The 25,435-nt window shown below is 58.6% G+C and carries 22 protein-coding genes and 1 pseudogene; 7 read left to right on the top strand and 16 right to left on the bottom strand.

Annotation, left to right across the window (positions count from 1 at the left end; all coding sequences use genetic code 11):
* The first annotated feature begins 95 nt into the window (after positions 1-95).
* Both ACU5AY_RS11290 and ACU5AY_RS11285 read left to right on the top strand, forming a co-directional pair.
* Positions 96-995, top strand: a complete 900-nt coding sequence (locus tag ACU5AY_RS11290) for a DMT family transporter (protein WP_446826277.1) — start codon at positions 96-98, stop codon at positions 993-995.
* Between the two features lie 123 nt (positions 996-1,118).
* Positions 1,119-3,146 carry a hydantoinase/oxoprolinase N-terminal domain-containing protein gene (locus ACU5AY_RS11285; RefSeq protein WP_446826276.1) on the top strand — a complete coding sequence of 676 codons (2,028 nt, stop codon included), beginning with the start codon at positions 1,119-1,121 and terminating at the stop codon, positions 3,144-3,146.
* On the opposite strand, the gene ACU5AY_RS11280 is transcribed toward ACU5AY_RS11285, so the two are convergent.
* The 13 genes from ACU5AY_RS11280 to ACU5AY_RS11220 form a co-directional block, all read right to left on the bottom strand.
* Positions 3,139-4,251, bottom strand: a complete 1,113-nt coding sequence (locus ACU5AY_RS11280; protein ID WP_446826275.1) for a pyridoxal phosphate-dependent aminotransferase — start codon at positions 4,249-4,251, stop codon at positions 3,139-3,141. The two genes, ACU5AY_RS11285 and ACU5AY_RS11280, sit on opposite strands and share 8 nt — an antisense overlap.
* A gap of 125 nt (positions 4,252-4,376) precedes the next feature.
* Positions 4,377-4,613: an Lrp/AsnC ligand binding domain-containing protein gene (locus ACU5AY_RS11275; RefSeq protein ID WP_261930684.1), complete on the bottom strand. Its 237-nt coding sequence runs from the start codon at positions 4,611-4,613 to the stop codon at positions 4,377-4,379.
* A gap of 136 nt (positions 4,614-4,749) precedes the next feature.
* Positions 4,750-5,124 carry a PilZ domain-containing protein gene (locus ACU5AY_RS11270; RefSeq protein WP_446824796.1) on the bottom strand — a complete coding sequence of 125 codons (375 nt, stop codon included), beginning with the start codon at positions 5,122-5,124 and terminating at the stop codon, positions 4,750-4,752.
* 136 nt (positions 5,125-5,260) lie between these two features.
* Positions 5,261-5,542 carry a MoaD/ThiS family protein gene (locus ACU5AY_RS11265; RefSeq protein ID WP_446824795.1) on the bottom strand — a complete coding sequence of 94 codons (282 nt, stop codon included), beginning with the start codon at positions 5,540-5,542 and terminating at the stop codon, positions 5,261-5,263.
* Positions 5,529-6,608 carry a WD40/YVTN/BNR-like repeat-containing protein gene (locus ACU5AY_RS11260; RefSeq protein WP_446826274.1) on the bottom strand — a complete coding sequence of 360 codons (1,080 nt, stop codon included), beginning with the start codon at positions 6,606-6,608 and terminating at the stop codon, positions 5,529-5,531. Before ACU5AY_RS11260 ends, ACU5AY_RS11265 begins: the two co-directional genes overlap by 14 nt.
* Positions 6,609-6,751: 143 nt before the next feature.
* Positions 6,752-6,904: a hypothetical protein gene (locus tag ACU5AY_RS11255; RefSeq protein WP_446824793.1), complete on the bottom strand. Its 153-nt coding sequence runs from the start codon at positions 6,902-6,904 to the stop codon at positions 6,752-6,754.
* A 146-nt stretch (positions 6,905-7,050) separates the two neighbouring features.
* Complete coding sequence (gene iolB / locus ACU5AY_RS11250) at positions 7,051-7,848, bottom strand: 5-deoxy-glucuronate isomerase (protein WP_446826273.1); 798 nt, start codon at positions 7,846-7,848, stop codon at positions 7,051-7,053.
* A gap of 75 nt (positions 7,849-7,923) precedes the next feature.
* On the bottom strand, positions 7,924-8,841 hold the full coding sequence (iolE, locus tag ACU5AY_RS11245; RefSeq protein WP_446826272.1) for a myo-inosose-2 dehydratase: 918 nt from the start codon (positions 8,839-8,841) through the stop codon (positions 7,924-7,926).
* A gap of 105 nt (positions 8,842-8,946) precedes the next feature.
* Positions 8,947-10,809 (bottom strand): 3D-(3,5/4)-trihydroxycyclohexane-1,2-dione acylhydrolase (decyclizing), encoded by a 1,863-nt coding sequence (iolD, locus tag ACU5AY_RS11240; RefSeq protein WP_446826271.1) that lies wholly within the window; start codon positions 10,807-10,809, stop codon positions 8,947-8,949.
* A gap of 50 nt (positions 10,810-10,859) precedes the next feature.
* Entirely contained in the window at positions 10,860-12,794 is a 1,935-nt protein-coding gene (locus ACU5AY_RS11235) for a bifunctional 5-dehydro-2-deoxygluconokinase/5-dehydro-2-deoxyphosphogluconate aldolase (protein WP_446826270.1), read from the bottom strand.
* A gap of 105 nt (positions 12,795-12,899) precedes the next feature.
* Positions 12,900-13,766 carry a MurR/RpiR family transcriptional regulator gene (locus ACU5AY_RS11230; protein ID WP_446826269.1) on the bottom strand — a complete coding sequence of 289 codons (867 nt, stop codon included), beginning with the start codon at positions 13,764-13,766 and terminating at the stop codon, positions 12,900-12,902.
* Between the two features lie 128 nt (positions 13,767-13,894).
* On the bottom strand, positions 13,895-14,986 hold the full coding sequence (locus ACU5AY_RS11225) for a hypothetical protein (protein WP_446826268.1): 1,092 nt from the start codon (positions 14,984-14,986) through the stop codon (positions 13,895-13,897).
* Between the two features lie 609 nt (positions 14,987-15,595).
* Positions 15,596-16,297 carry a sulfotransferase family 2 domain-containing protein gene (locus ACU5AY_RS11220; protein ID WP_446826267.1) on the bottom strand — a complete coding sequence of 234 codons (702 nt, stop codon included), beginning with the start codon at positions 16,295-16,297 and terminating at the stop codon, positions 15,596-15,598.
* Positions 16,298-16,535: 238 nt separating this feature from the next.
* Between ACU5AY_RS11220 and ACU5AY_RS11215 the strand changes: the two genes are divergently transcribed.
* The 4 genes from ACU5AY_RS11215 (at position 16,536) to ACU5AY_RS11200 (ending at position 20,855) form a co-directional block, all read left to right on the top strand.
* Positions 16,536-17,276: a glycosyltransferase family 2 protein gene (locus tag ACU5AY_RS11215; RefSeq protein WP_446826266.1), complete on the top strand. Its 741-nt coding sequence runs from the start codon at positions 16,536-16,538 to the stop codon at positions 17,274-17,276.
* Positions 17,277-17,431: 155 nt separating this feature from the next.
* Positions 17,432-18,502 (top strand): GDP-mannose 4,6-dehydratase, encoded by a 1,071-nt coding sequence (gene gmd, locus ACU5AY_RS11210; protein WP_446826265.1) that lies wholly within the window; start codon positions 17,432-17,434, stop codon positions 18,500-18,502.
* Between the two features lies 1 nt (position 18,503).
* Complete coding sequence (gene fcl / locus ACU5AY_RS11205) at positions 18,504-19,451, top strand: GDP-L-fucose synthase (RefSeq protein ID WP_446826264.1); 948 nt, start codon at positions 18,504-18,506, stop codon at positions 19,449-19,451.
* A 489-nt stretch (positions 19,452-19,940) separates the two neighbouring features.
* Positions 19,941-20,855 (top strand): hypothetical protein, encoded by a 915-nt coding sequence (locus tag ACU5AY_RS11200; RefSeq protein ID WP_446826263.1) that lies wholly within the window; start codon positions 19,941-19,943, stop codon positions 20,853-20,855.
* A gap of 44 nt (positions 20,856-20,899) precedes the next feature.
* On the opposite strand, the gene ACU5AY_RS11195 is transcribed toward ACU5AY_RS11200, so the two are convergent.
* The 3 genes from ACU5AY_RS11195 to ACU5AY_RS11185 all read right to left on the bottom strand — a co-directional run bounded on the left by ACU5AY_RS11195 (position 20,900) and on the right by ACU5AY_RS11185 (position 23,743).
* Positions 20,900-21,784 carry a glycosyltransferase gene (locus tag ACU5AY_RS11195; RefSeq protein ID WP_446826262.1) on the bottom strand — a complete coding sequence of 295 codons (885 nt, stop codon included), beginning with the start codon at positions 21,782-21,784 and terminating at the stop codon, positions 20,900-20,902.
* Between the two features lie 193 nt (positions 21,785-21,977).
* The gene (locus ACU5AY_RS11190) at positions 21,978-22,622 is read right to left on the bottom strand and encodes a sulfotransferase family 2 domain-containing protein (RefSeq protein ID WP_446826261.1); all 645 of its coding nucleotides are present in this window, start codon (positions 22,620-22,622) and stop codon (positions 21,978-21,980) included.
* A gap of 317 nt (positions 22,623-22,939) precedes the next feature.
* A complete protein-coding gene (locus tag ACU5AY_RS11185; RefSeq protein ID WP_446826260.1) occupies positions 22,940-23,743 on the bottom strand; it encodes a sulfotransferase domain-containing protein in 804 nt (267 codons plus the stop codon).
* Between the two features lie 1,465 nt (positions 23,744-25,208).
* Here ACU5AY_RS11185 and ACU5AY_RS11180 point away from each other — a divergent pair.
* Positions 25,209-25,421, top strand: a pseudogene (locus ACU5AY_RS11180) (hypothetical protein); the annotation flags it as partial.
* Positions 25,422-25,435: the final 14 nt, after the last annotated feature.

The following is a 25,435-nucleotide window of genomic DNA, read 5'->3' as shown; positions in this document are numbered from 1 at the left end:
CTCGAAAAGCTGAATAATGCCGCCAGACTATATTGATTGTGAAATGAATCAACGACGCTAGGATTTTCATCGGCAGCAGGCAGAAGGAGAGGCCGATGATCACCCGCCAGACGCAAGGCATTCTCGGCGTCATGGCCGCGCAGACGCTGCTCGGTACGCTCGGCGTCAGCGTCGTCGAAAGCGGCGCCGATCCCATCTCCGTCACCTTCTACCGCTGCCTGATCGGCGGCCTGGCGCTGGCGCTGCATGCGGCCTGGCGCGGCCGGTTGACGGCGCTCCTGCGCCTGCCGGCGGGCGTTCTCGCCTTGGCTTGCGCCAGCGGCCTGTTGATGGTCGGCAACTGGGTGCTGTTCTTCACGGCGATCCAGCACATCGGTATTGCCGTCTCGACCATCGTCTTTCACGTTCAGCCCCTGATCGTGGTGCTTCTTGGCGCACTGTTCTTCCGCGAGCGGCTGCATCTCGCGACATGCGCGTGGATCCTTCTGGCGCTGGCCGGGCTGGTGCTGGCGACCGATATCGGCGAGGGCGGCGTCCTGCCGGGCGGGTCCTATCTGCTCGGCCTTGCCTGCGCGCTCGGCGGCGCGGTCCTCTATGCGCTGGTGACGCTGATCGCCAAGGGGCTGAAAGGCATGAACGCGCCGCAGCTCGTGACCGTCCAATGCCTCTGCGGCACGTTGCTGCTGTTTGCCGCCGCACCCCTCGGTCCGCTGCAGGTGACATCCGGCCAATGGGGCTGGTTCCTGCTGATCGGCCTGGTGCATACGGGCGGGGTCTATGTCCTGCTTTACGGCGCGCTGCCGAAGCTTTCGACACCGCTCGCCGCCGTCCTCCTGTTCCTCTATCCGGTCAGCGCTATCCTTGCCGATGCCGTCGTCTATGGCCACCATCTGGTGCCGGTCCAGTATGCCGGCTTCGCCGCCATCCTGATCGCCAGCCTCGGCGTCACCCTGCGCTGGGGCGTCCGCACTGCCGTGCCGGCCCCGGCGGCGTAGCGCTGCCGGATCGGGCATCGGCGCGAAACTCCCCATTGCCAAGGAAAAGCCGGGCGCAGTATGTCTGGTCATCGCCATCATGCCGCGTCAGCCCCGCGCCACCAGGAGCCTGTCGAATTGGAAATGCTGCATACCTCTGAGGCTCCGCTGTTTCTCGGTATCGACACCGGCGGAACCTATACCGATGCCGTTCTCTGGTCGGAGGCGACCGGCATCGTCGCCAAGGCCAAGGCGCTGACGACCCGCCATGACCTCGCCATCGGCATTTCGAACGCCGTCGAGGCCGTTCTGGCGCAGTCGCAATGCCCGCCGCATCAGATCCGGCTCGTGTCGATCTCGACGACGCTCGCCACCAATGCGCTGGTCGAGGGGCAGGGCGGTCGCGTGGCGCTGGTGCTGATCGGCTTCGGCGAGGCGGAGCTTTCCAAGAACGGGCTGAAGGAGGCTCTGGGCTCCGATCCGCTGGTCGTCTGCCCCGGCGGTCACGATGTCTTCGGCAACGCCCAGCCGCTGGTCATGGATGCGCTGGATGAAGCGCTGCCCGCACTTGCCGAAAGCGTTTCCGGCTTTGCCGTCTGCGGCCAGTTCGCCGTCCGCAATCCCGCCCACGAGATCGCCGTGCGCGACCGGATCGTCGCGGCGACCGGCCTGCCGGTGACGATGAGCCATGAACTGTCGGCCAAGCTCGGCGGCCCGAAACGGGCGCTGACGACGCTCCTGAACGCCCGGCTGATCTCGATGATCGACCGGCTTGTCGATGCCACCGAAGGCTATCTTGCGACGCGTGGCATCGATGCGCCGCTGATGATCGTGCGCGGCGACGGCGCGCTGATTTCGGCCGCCTCGGCGCGGCTGAAGCCGGTCGAGACGATCCTCTCCGGCCCGGCAGCAAGCCTTGTCGGCGCGCGCCACCTGACCGGCCTCGACGACGCCATCGTCTCCGATATCGGCGGCACCACGACCGATGTCGCCGTTCTCGCCGGCGGCAGGCCGCGGCTGAGCCCGGAAGGCGCGACCGTCGGCGGCTACCGCACAATGGTCGAGGCCGTCGCCATGCGCACCTTCGGGCTCGGCGGCGACAGTGAGGTGGCGATGGAGCAGGGCGGCTTGAAGCCGAAGCTGTTGCTCGGTCCGCGCCGCATCGTGCCGCTGTCGCTTGCCGCTCATCTGCATGGCGATGCAGTCACCGCGGTGCTGGAGCGCCAGCTGCGCGCCTCGGGCAACGGCCGTCACGACGGACGTTTTGCGGTGAGAACCGGCGTTCCGGCCCGCCTTGCCGCCGGCCTGTCGCAGAGTGAGAGCGCGGTCTACGCCAAGATTGGCGACGTGCCGCAGCCGCTCGAAACGCTGCTCGCCTATTCGGCGCAGACGGCGGTCCTCGCCCGGCTCGTCGCCCGAGGGGTGGTCCACATCGTCGGCTTCACGCCGTCGGACGCTGCCCATGCGCTCGGCCTGCAGTCGATCTGGAATTCTGAAGCCGCGAAGATGGGCGCCGAACTCTTCTGTCGCCAGAAGGACGGGCGCGGCCAGCCGCTTGCGGCGTCGGGCGAGGTCTTCGCCGGGCTGGTGTTGAAGCAGCTGACACGGCTTTCGGCGGAAGTCATCTTCGAGACCGCCTTCGGTGAGGATGGACTTGATGGTGCGGCCATGGTCGCAAGCCAGCTGGTGCAGCGGGCCATCGACAAGGTCCCGGGTGTGGCGAAACTGTCGGTCTCGCTCGACCGGCCGGTAATCGGCCTCGGTGCGTCGGCCGGCCTGCACTACCGCAACCTGCCGGCGCTTGTCGGCGGCGACTGCATCGTGCCGGAGGATGCGGACGTGGCCAATGCACTCGGCGCGGTCGTCGGCCAGGTGCGCGTCTCGGCGGAAGCACAGATCAGCCAGCCGGTCGAGGGACTGTTCCGTGTCATGGGGCCGGACGGCATCGAGGATTTCACCACAGAGGAGCAGGCACTCGCCGCCGCCGAAGACCGCCTGCGTGCAATCGTCGCCCGACGCGCCGTGGATGCCGGCACGGACGAGGCCGACATTCAGGTGTCTACGGAACTGAAGACGGCGGAGATCGAAGGCCGCCGGTCCTTCATCGAGGCGCATATGGTGGCGACCGCCAGCGGCCGGCCGCGCATCGCGCATCCGGAAGCGGTCAGCTGATCGCTTCCAGCACATTCGGCAGAGCTTCCGCCAGAAGCGCCATATCGGCCTCGACGCCGCAGCTGATGCGGATGCAGCGGTTGAGCGGCGCGACGCCCGGCATGCGGATGAAGACGCCATGCTCCATCAGCCCGTCGACGATGGCGCGCGAATAGGTGCCGTCGCGGCCGCAGTCGATGGCGACGAAATTCGTGGCCGAGGGCAGGGCGGAAAGGCCGTTGTCGCCGGCGATCCGGGTGATTTCGGCGCGCGATGCGGCGATACGGCCGATCACCTCACGCAGATAGGCCTGGTCGGCCAGCGCCGCGAGGGCGGCTTCGGTGGCCAGCTTGTTCATGCCGAAATGGTTGCGGATCTTGTCGAAGGCCTGCGCCGTGCCCGGCGTCGTGATCGCATAGCCGATGCGCATGCCGGCAAGTCCGTAGGCCTTGGAGAATGTGCGCGTGCGGATGACGTTCGGCAGGTCGATCAGCGCCTCTATCGGCGGAATGCTGCCCGCCGGTGCCGTCTCGCTATAGGCTTCGTCCAGCACCAGAAGCGTGGTCTCCGGCAGGGCCTTCGCGAAGGCGGCGATGCTGTCGGCATCCCACCAGCTGCCCATCGGATTGTCGGGATTGGCGAAATAGACAAGCGGCGCGTTTTCACGGCGCACGGCGTCGAGCAGCGCATCGAGATCCTCGCGGTCGTCGCGGTAGGGAACGGTGACCAGCCGCCCGCCGAAGCCCGCGACATGGAAGTTGAAGGTCGGATAGGCACCGAACGATGTGACGACCGGCATGCCTTTCTCGATGACGAGCCGGACGATATGGCCGAGCAGGCTGTCGATGCCTTCGCCGATGGCGATGTTCCCTGCTTTCGTGCCGAGGAAGCCGGCAAGCGCCGTCTTCAGGGCGAAGTTCTCCGGATCGTTGTAGGTCCAGACCGACGGCGCATGCTCGCGCATGGCGGCGATGACGGAGGGCGCCGGGCCGAAGCCGCTTTCATTGGCGCCGATGCGCGCCTTCACCTTCAGTCCGCGGTTACGCTCGATGGCTTCCGGGCCGACGAAAGGCACGGTTGCGGGCAGGCTCTCGATCAGCGGTGTGAAGCGCGAAAAGGCGGACATGATTTCAAGTGTTTCCCGGAATTTTGTCGTTGCGCCAACAATAGGGGCAAATCTGGCCGGCGCAAGCCGGCGTCGGTCGCCTCGCGGGCGTGACGCCGGGAATTGTGACAGGACGGAAGCTGGGATCAGAAGGCGTGGAAGGTCAGCGTCGTCAGCGTCCGCTCGACATGGGCGATATCCTGGAAGATATCGTTGACGTAGCGGCCGACGTCGTGGCCGTCGGGAACATAGATCTTGGCGATCAGGTCGTAGTCGCCGCTGGTCGAGTAGAGCTCGGAGACGACCTCTTTCTCATAGATTCGGTCGGCGACGGTATAGGTCTGGCCGGGCTTGCAGCGGACCTGAACGAAGATGCAATCCATGGTTCCTCCGGAGGGCGCGGCCGAAGCGACCTGCGCCGGAAACGATGACGGGCCGGGTCGGCGTCCTTCGGACTCACTCGGCGGTTCGGCCGACTTTAGAGAATTAGAGTGGGAAATGAAACGCCGGACGGGCCGCTCAGTTGCGATACTTGTCGGCGGCGTTGCGGAAGTCGGTGTGGATGATCTCGCTCAATAGCAGGTCGGAGATCGGCTGGATGAATTTCACGCCGACGCGCTCTCCCTGCCGGTAGACCTCGGCGCAGCCGATGCGGTTCGAAAGGCCGATGATGTTGAGGTAGTAGTGTGGCGGCAGGCCGTGCAGTCCGTCCATGACGAGACCCGCGCCGCCGCGCGAGATGTCGACGACGTGACAGCTGCGCGTGAAGGTCTTGCGCAAGCCGATGTCGACGGCGGTGATCCGCGCCGGACGCTTCACCTGGAAGCGCTCCCATTGCCGCTCGTAGAAGTCGGACTTCACGAACGAGAGGTGTGATGATCCACCAGCAGCCATAGAGTTCCTCAAAGGGTTTGCGTCAGAGAAGGATGCTGCCATGCAACAATTGCCGTGACCTCAACGAAACCCCTAAACTTTTATGGGCTCCCGAGATATCGGGATGCAAAGTGTGCGAAAGTGGCAAGCTTGCCCTTCAGCCGCCGGAAATGGCGGTGAGGATGAAGACGTCGCTGCCGGGCGCGAGCGTCGTCTTCAGCGTCGCCCGCTCGCCATCGACGAAGATGGCCATGTGCTTGCGGATGGCGGGGCGGGAATCGCGGATGAAGCCGCCCATGCCGGGCCATGCCTCCTCCAGCCGGTCGATAAGCTCCCGGACGTTGGCCGCCTCGACATCGAAGCGGCGGGGCGCGCCGGGAAAGAGATCGGCGAGCGAGGCCGGCAGCACGACATGGACGGTCGTGTCAGTCGACGACATAGGTCTCGACCGAATGGACGACCGGCAGGTTGTCGAAGATCTTCGTCCAGCTGTCGCCTTCATCCGTGCTGACATAGAGTTCGCCGGTATTGGTGCCGAAATAGACGCCGGCCGGTTCCAGCCGGTCCGTCGCCATTGACTGGCGCAGCGCGTTGAAGAAGCAGTTTTCCTGCGGCAGGCCGTTGCGCAGCGCTTCCCATGTCTTGCCGGCGTCGCGGGTGCGCCAGACGGCGGCCTTGCCGTCCGGCACGTAGCGGCCCTGTTCGGCGCCGTTGAGCGGAATGAGGTAGAGCACGTCCGGATCGCGCGGATGCACCGCCGCCGGGAAGCCGAAGGAGGAGGGCAGCCCGTCCTCGATGCTGGTCCATGCGGCATCGCCGTCGTCGCAGCGATACATGCCGCAATGGTTCTGCTGGTAGAGCCGGTCCGGCTTGCCGGGCGCCATGATCAGACAGTGCACGCACTGGCCGGTTTCCGGGTAGCGCTGGTCTTCCGGCATGAAATCGGCGCGGGTTCCCTTGTTCTGTGCGACCCAGGTCTTGCCGCCGTCCTCGGTGTAGAACACGCCGGCTGCCGAGATCGCCACCCAGATACGGTTCGGATCGTCGGGATGGGGAACGAGCGAGTGCAGGATCAGGCCGCCGGCGCCGGGCATCCATGTCGGTCGCGACGGATGCTCCTGCAGGCCTTCCACATGGGCGAAAGTCTTGCCGCCGTCGCCGCTTCGAAAAAGACCGGCGGGCTCGACACCCGCATGCAGCGTGCCATGGGCGGCAGCGAGGCTCCAGACGGATTTGACCGGATCGTGGCCCTCGGGATAGGCGAAGCCCTGGTTGGAATGCGTCCACGTCTTGCCGCGGTCGGAGGTCTGCCAGACCGCCGGTCCGAACCATTCATTGCCACCGCCGGCATAGATCGTGCCGGTCGCCGGGTCGGCAATCACGTGGTTGATCGGCCAGGCGTCGCAGAAGGGACCGGCAAGCGTCCAGTCGCGCCGGGTTGCGTCGCTGGTGGCGATAAACGCACCCTTGCGGGTGCCGATGAGAAGCATGACGGTCGTGGGCATGTGGCGCATCCTCCCAAATGAGCTCATCGGGAAATGCTAGCCAAGAAAAACGGCAATTGAAATGACGATTTGGCGGTCGTCATATTCAAATTGCCGTTTTTCCATCAGGATTTAATTTTGCAATTTAAATAGAAATTCTGTGGTTATTTCTTTTCGACGGAGATACCGCCCTTGCCGATGCTGAGCTCGACGCCTTCGGGCTGACGTTCCTTGTCGTAGATATAATAGGCCATTCCGGCCACGACGACGACAAGAGCGCCGACGACGAAATAAAGAACATTGTTCGTGGATCGCATTCAAACCCCCAGAGTAAATTCAACTAGCCCAGCCAAACGCATGACCCCGGCATTTGTTCCGCCGGAAATGCAGGAAATTTTGCGGTGCGATGAAAAGCCCCGCTGGTTCTGATCGGCGGGGCTTGCCTGTTCGTGCCTGTGAACGCTCAGGCGTTCACCAGCCACTCGTGTTCCTTCTGGTTGTGGAACTTCCAGACCCGCTTCGGTCCGGCCATCACGTTGAGATAGTAGAGGTCGTAGCCATGGATGGTGGCGCAGGGATGGTAGCCCTTCGGGACCAAGGTCACATCGCCGTCCTCGACCGCCATCGCCTCGTCCAGCGACCGGTCGTCGGTGTAGACGCGCTGGAACGCAAAACCCTGCGGCGGGTTGAGGCGGTGGTAATAGGTCTCTTCCAGCATGCTTTCGTTCGGCAGGTCATCCTGGTCATGCTTGTGCGACGGATAGGACGAGGTGTTGCCGTTCGGGGTAATGACCTCGACGACCAGCAGCGAATGCGCCGAATTGTCGTCTTCCGGCATGATGTTGTTGACGTGGCGGACATTGGAGCCCTTGCCGCGCGTCAGTGCCGGATGCGTGCCGGGCGGGATCAGCTTTGCCTTGTAGTCACCGCCACCGGGGGCGGAGCAGACCGCAAGCTCAAGATCGGTCTCGGCCGTCACCGACCAGCTGGAGCCGGCCGGAACGTAGAGCGCGTGCGGCGCGCCTTGAAACGGGCTCATGCGCTCGCCGACCGTGCCGAAATCCTCGCCGGCAGCCTTGGCCTTGCCTTTGCCGGCGACCCAGACGAGGCAGACTTCGCGCGATCCGGTATCGGCGGAAACCGTTTCGCCGGCCTTCAGTCTATGGAGATCGAAGCCGACATAGGTCCAGCCGGCATTTTCCGGCGTCACATGGGTGATACGGCCTGTGTCGCCCTTCGGCTTGACGAGAAGGTTGGGCATGGTTTTCTCCCTTTCAGTCGCTTTATGGTGCTTCGGGCGGCGCGGGCCATGGCGCGCGCCGCCGTCAAAAGTCGTTCAGCCCTTCGGGAAACCCTCGGTCTCCACGGTATAACCGGCGGCGGTCATGACGCGCATCAACTCCGCATGGCCGATCTCGGCCATCTTCTGCGGCGGTGCATTCTTCGGGTCCTGTTCCGCCTCGACGACGAACCAGCCCTCGTAGCCGTAATCGGCGAAGCGCTTGACGATCGCGCCGAAGTCGAGCGAGCCGTCACCCGGAACGGTGAAGGCGCCGAGCGCCACCGCATCGAGGAAGGACTGGCGGCTGCGATCAAGAGCGTCGACGACCGAGCGGCGGATATCCTTCACGTGCACATGGTTGATGCGGGCGTGATGGTTGTCGATGGCGCGCAGCACGTCGCCGCCGGCAAAGGCCAGATGCCCGGCATCGAGCAGCAGCGGAATGCCTTCGCCGGAATGGCGCATGAAGGCGTCGAGCTCCGGCTCGGTTTCGACGACGGCGGCCATGTGGTGGTGGTAGGAGAGCGGCATGCCCTGGTCGGCGCACCATTCGCCGAACTCGGTGACGCGGCGGGCATAGGCCTTCATCTCGTCATCGGCAAGCTTCGGCTTGGTGGCGAGCGGCTTGGAGCGGTCGCCCTGGATCGAGCGGCCGACTTCGCCATAGACGATGCAGGGTGCGTTGACCGCCTTGAACAGCGCGATCATCGGCGCGATGCGGTCCTTGTTGGCCGCAAGCTCCTCGTCAACCAGCGTACCGGAAAACCAGCCGCCGCACAGCGTCACGTCGGCGGCCTTCAGGATCGGCAGCATGACGTCGGGATCGTCGGGGAAGCGGCGGCCTTTTTCCATGCCGGTGAAACCGGCGCTGCGCGACTGGCGCAGGCATTCCTCGAGCGACACGTCGTCGCTCAGGTCCGGAAGGTCGTCGTTCCACCATGCGATGGGAGACATGCCGAGCTTGGCTTTCATCGAAACTCTCCTGAGAGCGGCGGAGACGCGCGTTTCAGAGGCGTCTCCGGACATGGACAATGATCAGAATTGCCGGCCCCGGCTTTTCGCCGGGGCTCGAATGGCTCAGCCGAGGCGCTGGGCCGCGCGGGCGGCCTCGTAGCGCTTGCGGGCTTCGTTGACTTCGCTGCGCGGGCTGACTTCGGGGACCGCGACGTCCCACCAGTAGCCGCCGTCTTCCGTGGTCGTCAGCGGATCGGTGTCGATGACGATGACGGTCGAGCGATCGTTGGCCTCGGATGCCTTCAAGGCTTTTTCAAGGTCTGCGATCGACGACACCTTCACCGCCACGGCACCCATCGCTTCGGCATGGGCGCGGAAGTCGATATGCGCCGGAACGACATGGTAGCTGTCGTCGAGCAGATTGTTGAAGTTGGCGCCGCCGGTGCCCATCTGCAGCCGGTTGATGCAGCCGTAGCCGCGATTGTCGAGGAGGACGACCGTGATCTTCTGGCCGATCATCACCGACGTTGCGAGCTCGGAATTCATCATCATGTAGGAGCCGTCGCCGACCATGACGACGACGTTCATGTCCGGCCGCGCCATCTTTGCCCCCAGGCCTCCGGCAAGCTCGTAGCCCATGCAGGAGAAGCCGTATTCGAGGTGATAGCTGCCTGGCGTCGTCGCCGGCCACAGCTTGTGCAGTTCGCCCGGCAGGCCGCCGGCGGCGCAGAGCACCATGGACTTTTCCAGGTCGACCGAACGGCTGACCGCGCCGATGACCTGCGCATCGGAGGGGAGGCCGGTGCCGGTCTTGAAGTCCGGCGAGAACATCCTGTCGACGCTGGCAAGCCACGTCTTCTTCTCGTCCGCAGCCTTCTCCGCCAGCGAGGCGGGCGCCTTCCAGTCGCCGAGACCTTCGGAGATCAGCCGCAACCCATCGCGCGCGTCGGCGATCAGCGGCTGTGCGTCATGCTTGCCGCCGTCGAACGGCGCGACGTTGAGCGACAGGATCTTCAGGTCCTCGTTGCCGAATAGCGCCCATGAGCCGGTGGTGAAATCCTGGAAGCGCGTACCGATGCCGATCACGACGTCGCAGTCCTCAGCCAACGCATTGGCGGCAGACGTGCCGGTGACGCCGACCGAGCCGAGCGCCAGCGGGTGGCGTTCGTCGATCGCCGACTTGCCCGCCTGGCTGACCGCGACCGGAACGCCGTGCTTTTCGGCGAAGGCGGTGAGTTCCGCAGTGGCGCCGGAATAGAGCACGCCGCCACCGGCGATGATGAGCGGCTTCTTCGCCGCCTTGATGAGCGAGATCGCGCTTGCCAGTTCATCCTGATCGGGCAGGGCGCGACGGTTCGTCGTCCAGACACGCTCGTCGAAGAAGCTTGCCGGATAGTCGAAGGCTTCCGACTGGACGTCCTGGCAGAGCGAGAGCGTGACCGGGCCGCATTCGGCGGGATCGGTCAGCACCTGCATGGCGCGTCTCAAGGCCGTGATGATCTGCTCTGGGCGGGTGATGCGGTCGAAATAGCGCGACACCGGCTTGAAGGCGTCGGAGGCCGAGACGGTGCCGTCGCCGAAGTTCTCGATCTGCTGGAGCACCGGATCCGGCGCGCGGTTGGCGAAGATGTCGCCGGGCAAGAACAGGACGGGCAGGCGATTGACATGCGCCACGCCTGCCGCCGTCACCATGTTCAGCGCACCCGGGCCGATGGAGGTCGTGCAGGCCATGAAGCGGCGGCGGAAGGAGGCCTTGGCAAACGCGACGGCCGAATGGGCCATGCCCTGTTCGTTGTGCGCGCGGTAGGTCGGGAAATCATTCTTCGCCTGGTAGAGCGCTTCGCCCATGCCGGCGACGTTGCCGTGGCCGAAGATCGCCCAGCAGCCGGCGAAGATCGGCATCTTGACGCCGTCGATCACCGTCATCTGGTTCTGCATGAACTTCACGACGGCCTGAGCCATCGTCAGCCGGATTGTCTTGCCCATCGGGGCCTCCCAAAATTCGTCTTCTTAACTCTTCGTTCGATCCGCCGCGATCAGAGACCGCGGGTCTTCAGCCATGCCGAGGTCAGCTGCTCGAAGCGTCCGGCCATATCGGCGATCGCCGCCTCGTCGTCCATGTCGCCGGCAAGCCACTGGCGCGCGGCATGGGCGAAGATCGTCCGCCCGACCGCAAACCCCTTGACTGTCGGTGCCGCAAGCGTCGCCGAGAAGGCCTTTTCCAGCTCTTCCGCCGGCGCTTCCAGCCCGAGAAGCACGATGCCGCGGCAGAACGGGTCGTTCTCGGTGATCACCGCGTCGATCTTCTTCCAGGCGTCCGCCGAGGCCTGCGGCTCCAGCTTCCACCAGTCCGGCTTGATGCCGAGAGCATAAAGCTCCGACAGCGCCTGCGAAATGGTGTCATCCTTCATCGGGCCGTTCTTGCCGGCGATGATCTCGATCAACAGCTCGCGGCCGACCTTGCGGGCCGCCTCGAAGAGCGCCAGCAGCTTCTGCTGCTGCTCTTCCTTTAGCGTCGCCGGGTCGTCGGGATGATAGAAGCACAGGCACTTGATGCAATGCCCGACCGGCCAGGAAACGAGCTGCGAGCCGATATCCTGCGAGAATTCGAACCGGAGCGGCTTCGAGCCCGGCAATTCGACGGGCCGGCCGATCCAGCTGAAATTCTGCTTCGCCGCATCGAAGAAGGCGTCGCGGCCGAAGCGCTCGTCGATCAGCATACCGTAGCCCGGACGCCCCTTGGCGACACGCGCTGCGGCGGCGACCGCCAGCCGCTTGAATTCGGAAATCCTGTCTTCACCGACGCCGAGCGCGCTGGTGATGTCGGTCAGTTGCGAGCGGTGGTCGATGGCGAGTGCCATCAGAAGCGGAATGTCCCCGGCGACCCGCGTCGTAGCCCAGTGGACGTGGTTAAGGTCCGCATCCCTGCGCAGCGCCCGGTAGCGGCTGCCGTGCTTGAGGAAATACTGCAGCTCGGTGAAGGTCGGGATTTCCGGCGAGCAGAGCAGGCGGGAGACGGCAAAGGCGCCGCAGGCATTCGCCCAAGTGGCCGAGGTCGCATGCTCCTCGCCCTTCAGCCAGCCGCGCAGGAAGCCGGACATGAAACTGTCGCCGGCGCCGAGCGTGTTGTAGACCTCGATCGGAAAGCCCTGGCCGACAATGCCCTGTTCCAGGTCGTCGGGAATGGCGCCGTCATAGACGATGCAGCCCATCGGCCCGCGCTTCAAGACGATGGTGGCAGTGGAGTTCGCCCGGATCGTCTTCAGGGCGGCGAGCAGATCACCTTCGCCGGACGCGATCAGCACTTCCTCTTCCGTGCCGACGATCAGGTCGCAATCGGCCAGCACCGGCTTCAGCCGGCTGGAGACGGTGTCGGAGGCGATGTAGCGCTCCTCGCCGGCTCGGTGGCCGGCAAGGCCCCAGAGGTTGGGCCGGTAATCGACGTCGAAGATGACCTTCGCACCGTTCTCCTTGGCAATGCGGATCGCCTTCTTCTGTGCCGCTTCCGTGTTGGGCTTGGAAAAATGCGTGCCGGAGACGAGCACAGCGCGCGACGACTTGATGAAGCCCTCGTCGATGTCGCCCTCGTCGAGCGCCATGTCTGCGCAGTTTTCGCGGTAGAAGATGGTCGGGAAGGTCTTGTCATTCTCGACGCCGAGCAACACGAGCGCCGTCAGGCGCTTGTCGTCGGTGGCGATCCCGTCGATGCACACACCTTCGCGCGCCATCTGCTCCTTGATGTAGGAGCCCATCTGCTCGTCGCCGACGCGGGTGATGACGGCTGACTTTAGGCCCAGCCGTGCGGTGCCGATGGCGATGTTGGACGGGCAGCCGCCGACCGAGCGGGCGAAGGTCGCGGTGTCTTCGAGCCGTGCGCCGATCTGCTGGCCGTAAATGTCGACCGAGGAACGGCCGATGGTGATCACGTCGAGTGCCGCCTCCGGTTTGAAGCCGGGGTCCAGTCGAGACATGTCTTCCTCCCATGCGTGGCGCGTTGCTGCGCCTTGTCAGACGAAATTTCGACAGAATAAAACACCCATTCCGAAATTTCGTCAATGCGGAATAAGTGTTTCAATCTATGCGGTCGGCGGCGATCCTGCGGATTTCATCCGCCGCTCGGCGATGGCGACCGGCAGGGCGCTCGCAAGCGCGACCGACGCCGAGAGCGAGCGGAAGCCGGCAAAATCGGCCTCGGCGACCTCGAACCAGTGGGTTGCGCAGGCCGCAAGCGGGGAAAAGGCCGAATCGGTGATGGCGATGACCGGTACCTTGCGGGCAAAGAGCGCCCGGGTCTGCGCCAGGCTTTCCGCCGCATAGGGCGAGAAGGAGGCGCAGATGGCGGCGTCGCGCGGCGTGGCGAATTCGATCGTTTCCGCATCGACGCCGTTCGGCGAGGCGACAACGCAATGCCGGATCTTCAGCTTGGAAAAGGCGTAGGCCATGTGCGAGGTCAGCGGGTAGGAGCGCCGCTTGGCGACGAGATAGATCGTTTCTGCCCTGGCCAGTACCTCGACGGCGGCGATGAAGGTTTCGGGATCGATGGTCGCGGCGAGCTTCGCGATCGAGGCGCTGGCGGCATTGAGGAAGCCTTTGAGCATGGCGGCCTCGGCGCCGTCGAAGGTGCTCTGTTCAAGCGCGTGCAGCCGCTCCTCATAGGTCGAGGTGCGCTCCCGCAGCCGCTCGCGGAACACCCGCTGCATGTCGGAAAAGCCGTCGAAATGGAAATGATAGGCAAGCCGCACCAGCGTCGAGGGCTGCACGTCCGCCGCCGCCGCGATGCTGGCGGCGGTTCCGAACGCGATGTCGTCCGGCCGCTCCAGCGCGAAGGCGGCGACCTGCGCCAGCCGCTTCGGCATCGTGTCCTTGCGCTGCAGGATGACGCTTCGCAGGCTTTCGAAATCGCGTGGCGGTTCCGCCGCTGGCTTCGTCTTGCTATTCGGCATCTCTTAAGCTCGCCTCTCGTCACCACGCCGCCCGAGGCGCATGGCTGAAATAAATATTCCATTTTTGCGGCGGGTGCAAAGTGCGTGGGCAGATGCCCGATGCCGGCAGGCGCAGTTCGCGTCGACCGTCACAGGCCGGGCAGGCGAGCAGGGCGGCGCAGACCGGGGGCGGGCGCGGACCGAGCGATCAGCTTCAGGCGCAGACGATTGACGAGATCGGCGATCTCCTCCGGCTGCTTGCGCACCAGCGAGGCCTTCTTGTCCGTCGCCCCGGACTGTTCGATGAGCCAGGCGACCGCGGCCTTGTCGATGTCGAGGAGATCTTTCTCGCTTTCGATAGCGCCTTTGCCGTCGTAGCGGGTGATGTCTTCCGACATGTCCATGCCCGCACGCTCCCCGATCCAGGCCAGGTCGTCCGCCATGTCGGCAAACAGCCGCCGATAATGTTTCGAATGCAGCCGGAACTTTTCGCCGCCGAGCTCGGCCATCTTGCCGATCAGCGGCTCGTTGCCCTCGACGATGCCCGGATAGCGCCGGCGGAAGAGGTTCATCATCTGCACGGCCGGCTTGGACAGGCTCTCATTGGCCCGCACGACGAGGCTTTCGTCGACGTCGAGCCCAAGTGTCCGGCAGAAATCGCGTGTGACACAGCCTTCCGGAAAGAGCGCCGGATCGAAATCCCGCAGGATGACCTTCTCGCGACCGAAGATGTCGTCATATTTCTCGAACCGCTTGCGGTAGTTCGGTCCGTGCTGGACGAGCGCGCTCAATGGGAGCGACTCATACTTGAATATCTGCTGGATGACGCTTTCGATGTAGGCCTTGGGGCGGCGGACATAGGCGATGACCGTGATATCGCTGCTGTAGGCGGCCAGAAATGCCCGGAGGTCGGCAGTCTCCGCCGCCGTCATATAATTGATGAACTCGCCGGAGATAACCGCCGTCCGGTCCTGTGCGTCGGTCAGTTGCCGTTCGAACGCCTTGCGGGCGTTGAGCTTCATGTGGAGGTTGGTCCTGGCGGAGGCGGCGAGCTGGTTGCTGAAGAGCCTGAGGCTCTCCGTCGCCTCGACGGCATGCATGACGGGCAGCGAAGAATTGGGCTGGCCGTCGAGCCAGACATAGACGGCGTTCCCGCGAAGGGCGCCGGTCTGGAAGCTCTGCTGAAGAGACGTGGTGCCGGTCTTGTCCATCCCGACGTGCAATATGATCTTCAAGGCCATGCTTCCGCTTCTTGTCGTCAAGCCGGCAATGAACGCAAAAATGCGGCGAATTGCAAGGCGGCGGTTTTGTCGCTTGAAGGCCGGAGGTCCTCATGGCTGCGACTGGCGCGTCTGCGGTATCCTCCTTGCCTCGCGTCCCGCTACCGGCCAATTTTCCCGCCGGAATAGAGGTTGATGACGACTGCAATACAATAGGAGAGGATGGGACTCTAACCCAGTTACTTTAAAATAAGAGGCTTATGTCAACCTTCTGAGTGTAAAGCCGAATTTACGATACCTCGCGCGATACTTCAACATGTACGGGGTCGAAAATGGCGTGGATTTTATGGCCAAAATCAAGATGCTTTTAAGTTCAACTGCCGGAGTGGGCCGGTCGATTATCGCGTTTTTGGGGTGGCGCTTTTTCGGGTGGTATGGTCGACTGCACCAAGGTAAGAGCAACGCGCGCCTCGGGGTGCCAGCTGGATGCAGATTATCGCACGAAAAGTGAGGCAAGGCACCGGTGGCGAAATTGCCATCGGTGTATTGGAGATGACGATAGCCCACAGCAAAACGCCGCAGCTTTCCACTCCGCATCAGGTTTGATTTTATGAGCAGATCAGGCGAGGATCATTCGGAAATGATCTGGTAACCCAGCCCTGCAAAATCCTTCGCATAGGTCTCCTCGATTATCTGCCGTGTTCTCTGCTGCATCGAGAGGATGTCCTTCGTCTCTTCCGTCTTGTTGGATTGTGGTAAAGTCGAGGGGGATTTGATGATCGCGGCAACTGACGGCCACTGATCGGAGATCTCTTCAATGCGCAAGACCTTGTCGAAGCCCATTTTGGCAATCGGAACGGAGAATTTTTCCTGATGATCGAAATGTGGATCAAAGGCGGGGCCAACATCCAGAAAATCGGATTGCATGAATTCGTCGAATTGCCGTTTCGCGCCGATCTTTCCGATTTTCTTTAAGTAGTAGAAGGCTGACATCGTTCGGGTATATGGGTTTCTCACAATGGTGAAAACGAACGGCTGTCTCACGTCCCACATGCGCTCATATTTCTTTAGCGCGACATTCCACAGATTCATGGAATCCTTGGAGATCAAGGCGCGACTTGATAGCAAGTTTCTGTTGATTGATGTCTGAGCAATCTTGTTGTGTGAAAAGAACGCAAATCGTAAATCTGTATCAAGTGTTGGTGCGCTTTCATTGGCAAATGAAAAGAAGTCCGATTTTTTCATACTCGTCCGAAATTCAGTTTTCGCCTTCGGCAAAAATAATCTGATCTCGAGAGCTTTTGTTTTCAGGAACTTTTTGTATCTGGCCATCTCTGTCTCAGGTTTGGAGCCGCATCCTCATATTCAACGGCAGTTGTCTCCATATTCGTATCGTCGTCCGCTTCCTGTCATTTGGAGGCGCGGAGCAAGCGTCAAATTATTTGCCGTTATAAGCGGCTCGGCGTGCTTGTCCAAGAACATCTTCACCCCTTCCCCTCACAATGAACAGTGAATATACCCGGATTGCGCCTCTCTTCAGGGCGCGGCAATCGAAGTGGATGTAGCGGAAATGAGAAGCAGTGAACTCGACCTTTGCATCGTCGCCGGCCGGCGGCCCGATTTGCTCGGGCAGACGCTCGACAGTTTCGCGGCAAGCGTCTTTCCGAACCTCAATATCCGCAATATCTTAGTGAATGTCGATCCGATCTTCGGCGATGTTGAGGACGAGGCGGCCTGCGTGGCTTGCGTCAAAAGTCATTTTCCGCAGACGGAAATCTTCACTCCTGGAGCACCGGGCTTCGGTGCTGCCGTGAAGCGATTGTGGAGCGCCACCAAGTCCGACTATGTTTTCCACCTTGAAGACGACTGGATCGCCCTTACCAAGGTCGGCGAGGAAATGCTGGAGCACTTTGCCGATCCCACGGTTATGCAGGTCTCTTTCCACACCGCCGACCAGAACTGGGACATCGCCAAGAATGGCCACCTGCACCGCAGAAACGAATACGTCCGGCTGCTCGGCATCAAGATCCCGCTCTTCAGGAGCTTTCCGAAATTCACTACGTCACCCTCCATCCTGCGCGGTGACTTTGCCCGCAAGGCCGCATCTTTGATGGATGTGTCGCGCGATCCGGAAAAGCAATTCTACTCAGGCGTCAACTCCGCACTGGAGCGTTTCGCGGCTCCCTACAATAACCACATCTTCTCGCCCAACAATGTGCCGGTTATTCGCGACATCGGCCGCGAATGGCGCAACAACCGTAAGATCAAGAAGGTGATCACGAACGCGACATCGAACTGGGTCGCGGAGTGAAGGAAGCCGGCAAATTGCCCCCAGAGGTTTATTTTGCCTCGAACATCGGCTAACGCATCTCGAACAGTGGTCTTTGAGACGGTGCCCCAGCGCAGATGATCGTATCAGCACCAAAGTGCAGCCGGATGCACATCAGAACAGCGGAAACGGATTGAATGTCGGATAAAGCCAAGGTCGCACTCATCACAGGCGTCACCGGACAGGATGGTGCCTATCTCGCCCAGCTTCTGCTCGACAAGGGCTATGTCGTCCACGGCATCAAGCGGCGTTCTTCATCTTTCAACACCGGGCGCATCGAGAACATCTATCAGGACCCGCACGAACAGAACGCCCGCTTCTTCCTGCATTACGGCGACATGACCGATGCGACCAATCTGATCCGCATCGTTCAGGAAACCCAGCCGGACGAGATCTACAATCTTGCGGCGCAGAGCCATGTGCAGGTGTCTTTCGAGACGCCGGAATACACCGCCAACGCCGACGGCATCGGCACCTTGCGGCTTCTGGAAGCGATCCGCATTCTCGGGCTTGAGAAGAAGACCCGCTTCTACCAGGCATCGACATCCGAACTCTATGGCCTCGTCCAGGAAGTGCCGCAGCGGGAAACGACGCCGTTTTATCCGCGTAGTCCCTATGCCGCCGCCAAGCTTTATGCCTATTGGATTGTCGTCAACTACCGCGAGGCCTATGGCATGCACGCCTCGAACGGCATCCTGTTCAACCATGAAAGTCCGCTGCGCGGCGAGACCTTCGTGACCCGCAAGATCACCCGTGCCGCCGCCGCCATCAAGCTCGGCCGGCAGGACAAGCTCTATCTCGGCAATCTCGACGCCAAGCGCGACTGGGGGCATGCGCGCGAATATGTGCGAGGCATGTGGATGATGCTGCAGCAGGACGAGCCGGACGACTATGTGCTTGCGACCGGCGAGACGACCCCGGTGCGCACCTTCGTCGAATGGGCCTTTGCCGATGCCGGCTTCACGCTCCAATGGCAGGGCGAGGGCGTCGAGGAGAAGGGGATCGATGCGGCGACCGGCAAGGTTCTCGTCGAGGTCGACCCGCGCTATTTCCGCCCGACCGAAGTCGATCTTCTGATCGGCGATCCCGGCAAGGCGCATCAGAAGCTTGGCTGGAGGCACGAAACCGCGGTCAGGGAGCTTGCGCGCGAAATGGTGGTGGAAGACCTTCGCATCATGCAGTCCGACGTGGTTGCGAAAGGCGTCTGACATGAGCCTCTACGATCTTAAGGGCAAGCGTGTATGGGTCGCCGGCCATCGCGGCATGGTCGGCTCCGCGATCGTGCGACGGCTGCAGCAGGAAGACTGTGAAATCCTGACGGTCGGCCGTGACCAGGCCGATCTTCGCGACCAGGCCGCCACGTCGGCCTGGATCGCCAGGGAGAAGCCGCAGGCCGTCTTCCTGGCCGCGGCAAAGGTCGGCGGCATTCTCGCCAACGACACGCGCCCGGCGGAGTTCCTCTACGACAACCTGATGATCGAGGCCAATATCATCGAGGCGTCGTATCGCGCCAGGGTCGAAAAGCTTCTCTTCCTCGGCTCCTCCTGCATCTACCCGAAGCTTGCCGAGCAGCCGATCACCGAAGACGCGCTGCTGACCGGTCCGCTGGAGCCGACCAATGAATGGTACGCGATCGCCAAGATCGCCGGCATCAAGCTCGCCCAGGCCTTTCGCAAGCAATATGGCTGCGACTTCATTTCCGCCATGCCCACCAATCTCTATGGCCCCGGCGACAATTTCGACCTGACTTCCAGCCACGTCCTTCCCGCGCTGATTCGCAAGGCACACGAGGCGAAGCTCAGGGGCGACAAGGAAATGGTCGTCTGGGGAACGGGATCGCCGCTGCGTGAATTCCTGCATGCCGACGACTGCGCCGATGCCCTGGTGTTCTTGATGGCGAATTATTCGGACACAGGTCATGTTAACGTCGGGAGTGGAACGGATCTTTCAATCCTTGAACTCACCAAGATCGTTTGTCGTGCGGTGGGGTTCGAGGGGGCAATCAGTTACGATTTGACAAAGCCGGACGGAACACCGCGCAAGCTGATGAGCGCCCAGAAGCTCAGATCGATGGGCTGGAAACCCAAGACAGAATTAGCCGACGGTATTGCTGAAACCTACATATGGTATGTAAAGAATTATGTGGGGCTTCCTTAGTAATCATCCGGCGCGAAAAACCAATCGACGGGGTCCAGGTTCTCGGAATAACGGCTAGGTTAGCAATCGATGGCGAGGTGAGCACCAAAGGGACGTTAGGTTAATCCAACAAAAAAAATAAGGCAACATGCGAGTATAGCAGTGTCGATCGACCTTCATTACGCCAAGCGGAAAGCGCTTATCATAGAGCCAAATTTGGTTGAGAACGCTGGCCATAACCACACCCAAATAGCGTCACTTAAGAAACTGCTTCCAAGCTATGAAGTTTACTTTGTGGCTGGTGCTTCCTATAGTGGCTTTCTTGGTCCGGCTACGGCAACTCTTAACGCCAATACAATGCAGCAATATAAAATGTCGCTGCAAGCAACCTACGGAAATTCCATCAAACGCCTCATCTCGATAGGGCGTATACTACCTAGACTTGTGACCACGAAGATACCTTCGTCTGCATATGGAGCTACTATACTCGAAGCTTGTAGAGTGTGCTGCATGTGTGAGCAAGATGTTGTTATGATACCGTCCGCTGATCTTGATGCACTTGAGTCGGCCATCGACGCCCTGTCTAGGTTACAGAGCAATGCTCCACTTATTTGCCTTCGATTCCTCGCTCCTGATCTCGGTGAGAGGAGTGCAAATGTGCGGAGAAGAAGGCTGTTAAAGCTAGCTGAGATTGATCGAAGTAAAATTTCTCTGTTTAGTGAGACCTTTGAACTCGCCGAGCACCTGAAAACGGAATACGGCATCCCGGTAACTGGTGGCTTTTATCTTCCCTGCAGCATGGAAATCAATACACGGGTAGAACAGCCGTCGACGGCGAGAAAGTTCAGAATTGGTGTTCTTGGTTTGCCCAAATCGCGGAAAGGTAGTCCCCTCGTTCCTCAGATAGTGGCCGCATTGGATGGGCTCATAAGCTCAAGGACCGCAAGACAGTTCGAGTTCGTCGTTCAGGGGGCAGCCCATCATTTCAGCCCCTCTGGGGTTTATGGCCCTCTCAAGACTTTTGTGAATAGCGGTAAGGATGTCAGCGTATCTCCCTTGGATGCCGGACTTTCTCCTGCCGAGTTCATCGAAGTTTTCAAAACGATGGATCTGATCCTATTGCCCTATGACAGAAGCATTTACGGACTGCAGGGCTCCGGCGTCATTCAAGATGCTATCGTGGCTCAAAAACCACTGGTTCATGCATCTGGCTTGTCAATGGCGGATTTGCTTTGTCACGGGAATGCGATAGCTGCCGCATCTATAGAAGAATATGCAAAAGCGGTAGTCGCTGTCGCCGGAAGCCGTAATGAATTCCTCCAGGGTACCGAAAGGGCCGCTCAATTCTATAAGCAGTACTTTGATAAGCATCCATTGCTGGACGTTCTTGAGGCGGCCTCATTTTTAATCGACCCAGCCCATTAATCTGGAGGCTCGCAATTTCGGACTTGCGCTGGACGATGTTCGGCTTAGGGAAACCAGTAATAGTTCTCATTCGACCAGCTGGCATCTTCATACTTTGCCCGCGTCCGACTAATCTTCTTTCCGCTATAACCGAACTTTCCGCGCAATTTTCGCTTCAAAATCGGGATTCGTGTCAAAAACGAGCGGAAAGCATTTTTGCATCTTCCGGGCTGGTAACCTTCATGCTCACGCAAGGCGGTGAGGGCGACCTTACCCTCCCTCAGATAGGTTTCCATGCTGTCACTTCTTTGACCCGATCTATGTCGAAAGCCACTAAGTGGATATGTCACACCATAGAGGTCTGTCGACTTGTAAAATTCGCACCACAATGCGAAGTCTCCGGCTAGCCTGAGCTCTCCAAACGAATCTGCATTTTTTTCCCACAAGCTTCGACGGAAAAAAGTCGATTCTTGCTGTATCCATTTCCCTCGCCGCCCATCTTCCGGTAGGAAATATCCATCGAGAAACGCCTCTTTTGAGAAACCTGGGATATTGCCGTGCCCCTGATAGTAGCCTTTTGAATCGTAATGTCCTGGAGCCAAGCTCGATAGCCACTCAATCTTCGGATGAGATTCAAAGATGTCTGCAACAACCTCTAAGGCACCAGGAAGTAGCTTGTCATCCGCGTTAAGCCAGAAGAAGACATCCCCTGTTGCTTTGGAAAACCCCTTTTTTATGGCCGCATACTGACCATCGTCCGGCTCACTGCACCACCAGTCGATGTGGGAATCGTAAGACTTCAATATCTCACCGGTGTGATCGCCATGACCATCAACAATGATATATTCCTTGTTGGCATAAGCCTGAAAAATGACAGAGTTTATGGTTTCCTCTATCGTTTCGGCGCTTTTATATGCTGGGGTTACAATTGTAATCTTGAGTTTAGACAAGAGAACCTCATTTTTCTATTTGGCTCCGTTTGATGCCAATAACTGCGAATAGCGGAATAATCCGCAGAGTTCCAATTTTGATGTGGTGTCGTTTCAGGGGGGGCGGGAACAATCTCACGACATCGTAGCGAGCCGAATCAATTCTCGTCTTGGTGAACAGCACCAACTTATGGTTCCTGAACAATTGACCATGTTAAGCAACATCAATGAGTTCCTTGCTGTAACCGAATTCCTCGAAGTCTGCAGAAAATGCATCTGCCACGAGCTTATGGGTCTCACTATTGTAATATTGCGATGCATTGCTCCTTGCCGACCGTTTCTTGTGAGGAAGGTCGCAGGATATACCTATCTTTTGACAGGCGAACCGAAAATCATTGTTCATATTCTCAAATCTGCCGACAAAATTCACCAACTTTGACCCATCGTTATCGAAAATAAAGTCTCTTTGTAGATTTCGATCTTCGGAACACCTCCATCGAATATATTCCTCAAAATTCATTCGCTTGTGAAGCTCGTGTTGATAATGGCTCTTTGATTGCCTGGCGTATTCATACAAAGAAACTTGCCAATCGAAAGGATTGCGCACAAACGCAAAAGAGAAATAGTCAAAATATTTCTCACCCAAGAAATCCTTATACTCTCGTGCAGTTGCATGTCCGTGCAAAGGCTGATGAAAAGGCTTTATGACGTCAGTTCCGATCAGGCGTCGGGCAAATTTGTTCATAGACCTTCTTCTTGGTCCGAGCCCGTCGACATAGTGTTCCAAGGCAGCCCTAACGGAGGTTCCAGCGACTTTATAGACGTGGATGAATATGAAACGGTGGCTATGTGAAATCAATAATGTTCTCCTACGACTACTCCCGGAGCCTTACGACAACGTGTCTCCCTTTGAAAGTCGCGTTGAATAGAAGTCGGATTTTCACGATTTCCCTTATCGTCATCATGAGGGATGCGGATTGAGGGGGAGGTGCCGCCATGTCCAAACCGGTTTCAGTGCTCGACCCGCCGATGCAGCGAATTTTGTTGATAGTGCTTTCGCCAATCTTCCAGCCTTTCACGGGCATCGCAAGGCAGATGCACCATTTCGTGACCGAAAACCCCGTCTCTTCCTCCACCAAAGGCTCTTTTGCCGGTTTCAATCTCTCAAGTGGCGACTCACTGATACCCGAACAACGCTCTTTCTTTCGTTGTCGCCTCTAGAATTTTTTTCGTTGCTTGCTCCGATATGGTTGCTTCGTCTGTGGAGATCTTTCCGTCTCCAACAAAATTTGCTGTTTTGCTGAAACGAATCCCGTCCAGGCCGCTGATTTGAAGCAACTCCAGGTTCTTCATGCTCTCGAGCGAGGACGCGTCAATTGCCGCCTCTATGACGCTTTGTGGAATCTCCACACCCAGTTTCCATGTCAAGCCTTTTAGCGCGCTCACTGTATCCGAGCGCAGGTCCTCAAATCTGACAAATGTCACCATGCGACTTGGTGGAGAGCGAACCCATGAATTGACATGTTCGCGCCACGCCTCAACCCCGTAACGGGGATCTTCTACGAATTTTTCGAAGCTGCCTTGATACGGTTTTCCTATGTAAGACAGAAATTTATAATAAGAAATCAATACATTTACAGGGTTTCTTATTAGGTATATGTTTTTTCTGTAGGCGGGATTGTAGGGAGAGTGGCTCTTAATGATACGAAAATAGGGAAAAAAATTTGATTTTCTTGAATCTAAATGACGAGATACGTGTATATCTGGAACATAGTCATCAACATTAAAGAAGTTTATTATTGTTGCATCATTATTCATTTTTGCTATTAGGTTTGCAAATATGAATGTTAGCCAGGTTACGCCTGATTTTGGGAATGATACTAAGTACAAGTCAGAATGTAGAGGGTTCTCCGGGACGTCATCATAAGCATTCTGGATATCTCTTCTCTTCTTCAGGCCCAGCTTACCGCGTAGTACCATTTTGAATAACTACCTATGTGATGGGTTTAATTTAGATATAATCCGAACTTGCGCCGGGGGGGCTTTCCCGGATTTTCTGCTCATCTCGGACTGGGTGCGTCAGATTCGTTCATAACCAATATCGGCGGTTTGTCACCAATACTGATATGAGAGCGAAGCGCCTTGTCGCCTCTCTGTCAACCCTCCGTTTTCTACCGGCATCGTCAAGAGTTCGAAAACAGCACGGATTCAAGCGTTTGATAGGAGCATTGTTGGTGGGTTTCCAGACCGCGTGAAGTTCAGGGCGAGATCATCTAGGCAGATCGGAGATCTGTTCGCGTGTGAATAACGTTCATCCATCCCCATGTGATGTCTGTGCAATAAGTCACTCAAGCGCTTTTTGCATCTGTGCTTGGCATGATAAAAAGTTTTCGGGAAAGTTAATTTTGTTCGAATCCCCAATATTTCAATTGTTCAATTAGCACATAATTTATATATTGTACCGTATCACCCTCAAGTTCTTTTACGAATTGATTGCTGAGTCCGGAGCGCTTGTGCTTCAAAGGGGCGTTCTGGTCATTGTTTCTGCTAATTTTGTTTTCATTTACGACCATACCTATTATATTTTTTCTAATGGCGCTGTCTTTGATATTTATGAAATCTACAAGGCGCTCTGAAAATATTTATGGTGTGTAAACAAACTCATTATAGGTAAGAAGTAGTCCACCAGATCGATCTGTTATCAATCTATAGCGTTCATAAGTCGGGATTATCCACTCGGATACAGCCCTTTTACAGTAAACATCTATCCCTTCTTGCTTTATTTTTTTTCTCTTTCAATTTGGAACTTATTCGCTCGTTCACTGTTTAACGGAACTCCGTGTGAAAATCCGAAAGAGTATTAGGCGCTTACCAAAACATCCCGCGGCTCTCTTAAGAAGAATATGGTTTTGAAATCTTCGATTCTTTCGATATCGATTGGCTTTCTCAAAGGGCCATAAATATCTCCGTATTGAGAAAACAGAATTTTTTCACTATCAGTCATAAATTGGAATTGATCCCCCACGTCAATGCTATTGCCCGCGAGATAAAGCATCCCTGCATAATCAATGTGACGCAATGGTTTGTCTGATCCAATTTTTGATAGAAGCCTGGAGAAAAATGTGCTCGCACATTTATGTGTCGTAAAAAAATAACAGATTTATCGGGAGGATAATCAAAATTGTTCCTGTATATTATCGCTCTTTTCAAGCGTAACATTTCTTCTGAATCAATATCTGTCGATATTCTATCAGAAACAAATTTCGACAGGATTTGCTTAACATTCCCATCGGATCCTCCGTTGAACACTTTATCCTCAGAAACTTTGTGGTTCGCCTCTGAGAGCACCCTCCGAAACAGCTTAGTGCGCAATCCATCAATCAGATTGCAGCATGGGCGACTTTCGGGGGTGGAGAAACATTTCTCTTCGCAGAACCTCGAATAACTTCCGCCCTACAGTCCGGATTTCAATCCCATCGAAAACGCCCTCTCCAAACTCAAGACACTGTTGCGAAAGGCCGCCGAGTGCTCGATCGGCGGCCTCTGTAACACCATCGGTCGGCTACTCAGGCTCTCCACGCCAAACGAATGTCAGAATTATTTCGGCGCCGCCGGATACGATGCACTGATCGGCACCCATGATCGGATTCGACTTTAGCATTCAAAAACGGT

This window comes from Rhizobium sp. PAMB 3174, assembly GCF_052908375.1.
The sequence above is the reverse complement of the archived record's forward strand: the minus strand, read 5'-3'. Positions and strand labels throughout refer to the sequence as shown.